General features: G+C 66.5%; 6 protein-coding genes, 1 tRNA gene and 2 pseudogenes. 6 read left to right on the top strand and 3 right to left on the bottom strand.

Annotation, left to right across the window (positions count from 1 at the left end; translation table 11 throughout):
- The 4 genes from JMF90_RS16095 to JMF90_RS16080 form a co-directional block, all read left to right on the top strand.
- Positions 1–1,106 (top strand): aminopeptidase N C-terminal domain-containing protein (locus JMF90_RS16095; RefSeq protein WP_201325222.1); only part of this gene is annotated, 1,106 nt, incomplete at its 5' end.
- Between the two features lie 282 nt (positions 1,107–1,388).
- Positions 1,389–2,402 carry a class 1 fructose-bisphosphatase gene (locus JMF90_RS16090; protein WP_012328107.1) on the top strand — a complete coding sequence of 338 codons (1,014 nt, stop codon included), beginning with the start codon at positions 1,389–1,391 and terminating at the stop codon, positions 2,400–2,402.
- Positions 2,403–2,608: 206 nt separating this feature from the next.
- Positions 2,609–2,684 (top strand) — tRNA-Thr (locus tag JMF90_RS16085).
- A gap of 620 nt (positions 2,685–3,304) precedes the next feature.
- On the top strand, positions 3,305–3,559 hold the full coding sequence (locus JMF90_RS16080; protein WP_006476609.1) for a GlsB/YeaQ/YmgE family stress response membrane protein: 255 nt from the start codon (positions 3,305–3,307) through the stop codon (positions 3,557–3,559).
- Positions 3,560–3,639: 80 nt separating this feature from the next.
- Here JMF90_RS16080 and JMF90_RS16075 read toward each other — a convergent pair.
- The 3 genes and pseudogenes from JMF90_RS16075 to JMF90_RS16065 form a co-directional block, all read right to left on the bottom strand.
- Positions 3,640–3,783, bottom strand: a pseudogene (locus tag JMF90_RS16075) (TlpA family protein disulfide reductase); the annotation flags it as partial.
- A 5-nt stretch (positions 3,784–3,788) separates the two neighbouring features.
- Positions 3,789–6,161, bottom strand: coding sequence for a TonB-dependent receptor (locus tag JMF90_RS16070; protein WP_201316772.1), 2,373 nt, complete (start codon positions 6,159–6,161; stop codon positions 3,789–3,791).
- 128 nt (positions 6,162–6,289) lie between these two features.
- Complete coding sequence (locus tag JMF90_RS16065; RefSeq protein ID WP_027813808.1) at positions 6,290–6,679, bottom strand: DUF2946 domain-containing protein; 390 nt, start codon at positions 6,677–6,679, stop codon at positions 6,290–6,292.
- 197 nt (positions 6,680–6,876) lie between these two features.
- On the opposite strand from JMF90_RS16065, the gene JMF90_RS16060 reads away from it, so the two are divergent.
- Together JMF90_RS16060 and JMF90_RS16055 are read left to right on the top strand one after the other, a co-directional pair.
- On the top strand, positions 6,877–7,023 hold the full coding sequence (locus JMF90_RS16060; protein ID WP_006476612.1) for a hypothetical protein: 147 nt from the start codon (positions 6,877–6,879) through the stop codon (positions 7,021–7,023).
- 223 nt (positions 7,024–7,246) lie between these two features.
- A pseudogene (locus JMF90_RS16055) lies at positions 7,247–7,359 on the top strand (chorismate mutase); the annotation flags it as partial.

The following is a 7,359-nucleotide window of genomic DNA, read 5'->3' as shown; positions in this document are numbered from 1 at the left end:
AATTCACCGACACCGAGCAGACCTTCACGTTCGTCGACGTGCCGGAAGCACCGCTGCCGTCGCTGCTGCGCAACTTCTCGTCGCCGGTGATCGTCGAGTACGACTACAGCGACGACGATCTCGCGTTCCTGCTCGCGCACGACAGCGATCCGTTCAACCGCTGGGAGGCCGGCCAGCGCCTCGCGACGCGCGCGCTGCTGACGCTCGCCGCGCGTGCCGCCGCCAACGCGCCGCTCACGCTCGGCGAGAACTTCGTCGCAGCGTTCCGCCGCGTGCTGACCGATGAAAGCCTGTCGCCGGCATTCCGCGAACTCGCGCTGACGCTGCCGTCGGAAACCTACCTCGCCGACCAGATGGCCGAGGCCGATCCGGCCGCCGTGCATCGCGCGCGCCAGTTCGTGCGTCGCCAGCTCGCGACCGCGCTGCGCGCCGACTGGCTCGCCGCGTACGAGCAGCACCAGACGCCCGGCGCCTACGAGCCGACGCCGGAAGCCTCGGGCCGCCGCGCGCTGAAGAACCTCGCGCTCGCGTATCTCGCCGAACTCGAGGACCCGGCCGATGCCGTGCGCCTCGCCACCGCCCAGTACGACGCGGCGAACAACATGACCGATCGCGCGGCGGCGCTCGGCGCGCTGCTGTCCGCGGCCGCCGCGGGCGCGAACGAACCGGCCGAGAAGGCGCTCGACGACTTCTACCGTCGCTTCGAGAAGGAAGCGCTCGTGATCGACAAGTGGTTCGCGATGCAGGCGGCGCAACGCGGTACGCCCGCGCAGCCGACGCTCGCGAAGGTGCGCAAGCTGCTCGCGCACCCGGCGTTCAATCTGAAGAATCCGAATCGCGCGCGCTCGCTGATCTTCAGCTTCTGCGCGGCCAATCCCGCGCAATTCCACGCGGCGGACGGTTCGGGCTACGCGTTCTGGGCCGAACAGGTGCTCGCGCTCGACGCGATCAACCCGCAGGTCGCGGCACGCCTCGCACGCTCGCTCGAACTGTGGCGCCGCTTCACGCCGGCGCTGCGCGACCGGATGCGCGACGCGCTCGAACAGGTCGCCGCCGGCGCGAAATCGCGTGACGTGCGCGAGATCGTCGAGAAGGCGCTCGCGTAACTCGCGCGTTCGACCTGTCGCGTTCGCACGCTCGAGCCGGTGCCGCTTCCCGCGGCGCCGGCTTTTTTATTGCACGACCACGGCTGTAACCGCACCCAATCGCGGGGTCGGACCGCTCGGACGGCCTGCGCGACCAAGCGCGCCCCGCCCGGCGTCGCCGCCCGATACCGCGCCGATTCGGTGGCCCGGCCATGTAACCGGACGAAAAAAGCCGGCGGCACCGAAGGCGCGACGGGTAAAATTGCGGCCATTCAAGGATTCTTTGGCCTTTCGGAGTCTGTCATGTCCATTGCCCGCCGCACCACGCTGTCGAAGTTCCTGATCGAACAGCAACGTGAGACCAACAACCTCCCCGCCGACCTGCGCCTGCTGATCGAAGTCGTCGCCCGCGCGTGCAAGGCGATCAGCTACAACGTGTCGAAGGGCGCGCTCGGCGACGCGCTCGGCACCGCCGGCAGCGAGAACGTCCAGGGCGAAGTGCAGAAGAAGCTCGACATCCTGTCGAACGAGATCCTGCTCGACGCGAACGAATGGGGCGGCAACCTCGCCGCGATGGCATCGGAAGAAATGGAAACGTTCTTCCCGATCCCGGCGAACTACCCGCGCGGCGAATACCTGCTCGTGTTCGATCCGCTCGACGGCTCGTCGAACATCGACGTGAACGTGTCGATCGGCACGATCTTCTCGGTGCTGCGCTGCCCGGACGGCAAGCAAGCGACCGAGGAATCGTTCCTGCAGCCCGGCACCGAACAGGTCGCGGCCGGCTACGCCGTATACGGCCCGCAGACGGTGTTCGTGCTGACGACCGGCAACGGCGTGAACTGCTTCACGCTCGACCGCGAAGTCGGCTCGTGGGTGCTCACGCAGAGCAACATGCAGATCCCGGCCGACACGCGCGAATACGCGATCAACGCATCGAACGCACGCCACTGGTACGACCCGGTCAAGCGCTACGTCGACGAGCTGAACGCCGGCAAGGACGGCCCGCGCGGCGACAACTTCAACATGCGCTGGATCGCGTCGATGGTGGCCGACGTGCACCGGATTCTGAATCGCGGCGGCATCTTCATGTACCCGGCCGACAAGCGCACGCCCGATCGTCCGGGCAAGCTGCGCCTGATGTATGAAGCGAACCCGATGTCGTTCATCGTCGAACAGGCGGGCGGCGCGGCGACGACCGGTACGCAGCGCATCATGGAAGTGCAGCCCACCGGCCTGCACCAGCGCGTGCCCGTGTTCCTCGGTTCGAAGAACGAAGTCGAGCGCGTGACCGGCTATCACGACGAAGCAAAATAATTGCACTGCAGCACTGGACGAGGGTGCGAGACATCAGTACAATCGCGCCTTCGCGATGTGGCCCTAACGGGTCGCGTCGCAGTGAAGTGAAAGCGGAAAGTCCGCCGGATCGAAGGTTTCGCGAAGCAGCCGCAGCAAGCTGAAAAAATTTCGCAAAACCTATTGCCAAGATCGCGGATTTCACCATATAATTTCATTTCTCTGCTGCCGGTGTAGCTCAGTTGGTAGAGCAGCGCATTCGTAATGCGAAGGTCGTAGGTTCGACTCCTATCTCCGGCACCAAGATATAAAGGCCTGACAAGCATCGCTTGTCAGGCCTTTTCTATTTTCCGGCGCCGAAATCCTGCAGTCCCTCGGCGACGCACTGTCCCATCACACAGTCCACGATCTTCGCGTCCGCGTTCGGCAACCGCATGCGCACGTTGTCCGTCGCGATCATCGTGGCGGCACATTGTCTGCGCAACCCCGTCGACACCTCCGCACGACATTTCCCCCCATTCACACCCGTCGATCGTATCGGCCGCCCCTCGCGGTCTGCGGCGGCACGACCTCCCGCGGCCATGACGACGAAAGCCGGCTGCTCGACGTGAATGCAACGGCATCCTCATCTCGTGCAGCCCGACGGGCCCGTGCTCGCCTCCGGCACGACGCATACGCAGGCGACATGGCCGTCACATCGATCTCCTGCTCACCCTGCATCGCGCACACACGAGTCGTACCGTACCCAGACAAATCCCCTGGAAAATCTGCTTAAGGGTGCATAACATTACTTAACGATCCTGACCCGTCTATCGCGTTACATTGCGTGGGCGGCGCGACGGCCGCATGCCGCTTTCAACCCGCTTGCGGCGTGCGACAGCCGGTGCCCGGTCATTTCGACTCAACCCAAGGAGAGGACCACCATGACTCATGGCTTGATTATGTGGCTCATCATCGGCGCGATCGCCGGTTGGCTTGCCGGCTTGCTCGTGAAGGGCGGCGGCTTCGGGCTGATCGTCGACATCATCGTCGGGATCGTCGGTGCGGTGATCGGCGGCTGGCTTGCCGGGCTGCTCGGCATCAGCATCGGCAGCGGCTTCATCGGCTCGGTGATCGTCGCGGTCATCGGCGCGGTGATCCTGCTGTTCGTGATCCGGCTATTCAGGCGAGCGGCCTGACGTTTCTCTCCACGCGCCTTCGGGCGCGTTTTCGCATCGGGCGCGGCGCACGGCCGGTTCGCCGCGCGCCACCGGCTCCGTCAGCGCTTCGCGTGCCGCCACCTGCCGTCGAGCACGTCTGCCTTCAGCAATCCGCTGCGCGCTTCATGCACGCCATCGCGCCCGATCCACACGGGGCGCGACATCGCCCCTCGCCATCCCGCATCGAGCGCCGCCCGCGGCCTCGATTTCACAGCGACCATTTCAGTTCTCCATAGAACGTGCGGCCCGGATACGGGTGGAACGTGTAGTAGCGGCGGTCCGTCACGTTGTCGATGCCGACCGACGCGGTCCAGTGACGATCGAAGCGGTAGCGCGCCTTCAGATCGACGACCGTGAACGAACTCGTGCCGCCGTAGACGTCCGGATTCACGTCGCTGTTGTCGAGCGTGTTGAACTGGCGGCCCGAGTAGCGCACGCCGACGCTCGTGAGCCAGTGCTCGTCGAAGCGATACGACGCGAGCAGGTTCGCGCGCATGCGAGGAATGCGCGGGAAACGCGAACCGACGTAGGCCGGGTTCGCGGCATCGGCGAGGATCTGCGCGTTGCTCGCCGATACGTTCGCGTCGAGATCGAGCCCACGCACCCCGACGTTCTCGCCGCTGAACGCGAGTTCGACGCCGCGCACGCGCACGCGGTCGACGTTCGAGACGTTGGTGACGGTGGTCGCGCCCGACACCGTCGTCTGGCTGTAGATCGAGTCGCGCAGATCGCTCTGGAATACGCTGGCGCGCACGACGCCGACGCCCACGTCGCGTTCGGCCGTGAAGTCCCAGTCGATCGCCTTCTCCGGCCGCAGGTTCGGGTTGTTGTTGACGATCGCGTTGTTCGAGATCGTGCCCTGGAACAATTCGCCGACCGTCGGGAACCGCGTGCCGGTCGCGAACGACAGCCGGAAGCGCCAGACCTCCGTCGCGTCCCACTGCAGCGCGACTTTCGGCGACAGCGCGTTCGCGCCGCGGTCCGCATAGCCGAGCGTGCCGCGCGCATTGCCGAGCGCGCCGCCATACGCATCCCAGCGCTCGTAGCGCAGCCCGAGCGTCGCGAGCCAGCGCGGCGCGAAACGCCACGCGTCCTGCCCGAACAGTGCCTGCGTGCGCGTGTCGCCGCGATAGACGCTCGCGAGCGACGTGGTCGGGCCGGCCAGCCAGTCGGCCGTGTTGTACGTGACGTTGCGCAGGAAGTAGTTGTCGTAGTGATAGCCGAACGTGAACGTATGACCTTTCACTACCGGCGCCTCGGCCTTCAGATCGAGCGTGCGCCAGCCGGTGCCGTCGCCCTGGAACAGCGTGCCCGCCCCACCCTGCACGGTCGAGGCCGCGCGCAGCACGTCGCGCGACACGTCGTACGCCGACACGACGCCTGACAGCCGCCAGCCGGAATCGAGCCGGCCGTTCAACCCGAGCGCGTACAGCCAGTTCTCCTGGTCGCCGCGCTGCGGCGCGAACGCGTTCGGCGCGACCGTCATGTTCTGGCCGCCGATCGACACGTTGCCGCCGTAGACGGGATTGCCCGCCGCATCTCGCAGGAAGGTCTCGCCGTGCTGCCGGTAATGGTTCTCCCAATGCCCCAGCGTCAGCGTCGCATCGACGTGATCGGTAAACGCATAGCCCATCCGGACCGTCTCGTTGAGCTGTTCGGTCCGCTCGATCGTCTGCGCGCCGACGATGGTCCGCGGCTTGCCGTTGGGGCCGAGGTCGGTCGCGGCGCCCGTCACCGGCACGGCGGCGCCCAGTTTCGGGTTGTAGGCCGAATTGGGGCTCGCGTACTGCATCGGCTGGCCGTTGTTTTCCAGCCGGTCGAGCGACAGCGCGAACCAGAACCGGCCGACGCGGTTCGCGATCCGCGCGGTCTGGTGATTGCCGCCGAAGCTGTCGGCAAAGCCGTAGCCGTCGTGGTAGCGCTGCGTAAAGAACTGCGTCGACAGCGACGCCTCGAGTTGTTCCGGGCGGCGCGTGGTGAGCAGCACGGTGGAGCCGATCGCGTTGCCCGGATAGAGCGAGGAAAAGGGGCCATAGAGCACGTCGACGCGCGCGATGTCGTCGGGCGGAATCAGCGACCAGCGCGGCGGGTATGCATAGCTCGAACCGAGCAGGTTCGACAGCAGCACGCCGTCCGCATAGACGAGCCCGCGCGCGCTCTGCAGTTCGTTGAAGTCGCGACCCGCGAATATGCTGTTGCGGTCACCGATGTAGCGCTTGCGGACCATCAGGTTCGGCACGTACTTCAGCGCGTCCTCGGTGGTGACGTTGGTGTGCGCATCGATCTGCTCGCGCGTAATTGACGTGACGACGGCCGGCGTATCCGGGTCGACCGGTTGCCGCTGCGCGGTCACGCTGACGGCGCTCAGCGTATCGCCGGCCGGTGCGGACGCTGCCGCGACGCCGGCGGCAGCCGGCGCGGCGGTCGCAGTGGTCGGGGGACGATCGACGCCACCGCCGCGGGCGGTCCCGGCGCGGACATCGTCGGTGGCAGCCGCGTAAGCGGCCGGCCATGCGAAAGCGGCCGCGCAGGCGAGCGCGAGCCGGCCGCGCGAGGGCCGCGCGGCAAAGGTGAACGACATGAGTGAGTTCCTGAAAACGTGATCGGACGCCGCCGGACACAGGGGCGCAAGCCGCGCACGAACGGCGCGACGCGCGGACCGGGGCCGCGGGCGGCTCGCGCGCCACCGGGGCGCGCGGACGACATCAATCAGACCGGAACGTTTTCAGGCGGGGCGCGCGGCTGCGCGAGACGGATGCCCTTGCGGGGCACATCGGAAACGACCGGCGCGGCCACCCGATACGCGAACGTGCGCACGAAGCCCGGCAGCGCGGGCAGGCTCGTGCCGAGCGCGACGTTGGCCGCGAAGCCGGGGCAGTACACGCAATGCGGGACGCCGGCATGGTCGAGCGACGACGTGTCGTGGTCGTCGTCCGCTTGCGCGAGCACGACCTGACGCGCGCCCGCTGCACTGCACAACTCGAGCGTGAGGGTGCCGGAGCCGCTCGACGCGAGACGCGCGTAGCCGACGACGGGCGACAGTACGTTCAGTACCAGCGCCAGCCATACGAGGCCGATCCATCGCGTCGTTCGTCTCATCGCGGTCCAGGAAAAAGTGCGCGCAAGTATAACAAGCGGCCCGATTGTTGCCGATCGCGAAGCGGCAATACCGGGCATCGCACTTCGCGTCGGAGCGCATGTGCCGTTAATACAACAGAGACAAAATCTAACGATTCGCCGCTGGCATAAATTCGAGCGCGAGGTTGATAATCATTGAACCTGCTGGAGAAACGATCATGGACGAAAGACCAACTCGCATGCCACCGCCGGAGCAAGTGATGAGCCCGGATCCGGAACCCGTCGGCGTGGAATTCCTCGCCGAATTGCCTGAGCACGTTCGGGCATTCTTCGACGAGCAGCACAAGCTGTACGCGCCGAAGTGAACGTCAGTCCGGTTCTGTAACCGCCGCGTGTCGATCCTCGCTATCGTGCGGTTCCTCCGTGCGCTTCGCGCGCAATTCGCCTCGCACCCGGGCCGCAACAGCCTGACGGTGCCGGATCAGCACGCCTGCTGATTCTCCTGTCGCGACGCTACGCCGCGCGACTGTCTTCGTCTATTCTTCTGGTTTTCCACGTCCGGCCCGCCCGGCTCTCCCGATCGTTCCGATGAAGCAAGCCATTCGTGCCAGCCTCGCTGTCGCCGCGCTCGGCGTCGCCCTCCTTTCGTCGCCGCATACCGCCCGTGCAGACGGCGACGACACCGCCCTCACCAACGTCGT

The sequence above is a fragment of the Burkholderia sp. E168m23 genome (assembly GCF_016586125.1).
GTDB classification, from domain to species: Bacteria; Pseudomonadota; Gammaproteobacteria; order Burkholderiales; family Burkholderiaceae; genus Burkholderia; species Burkholderia orbicola.
This window is presented reverse-complemented; position numbering and strand designations above follow the sequence as displayed.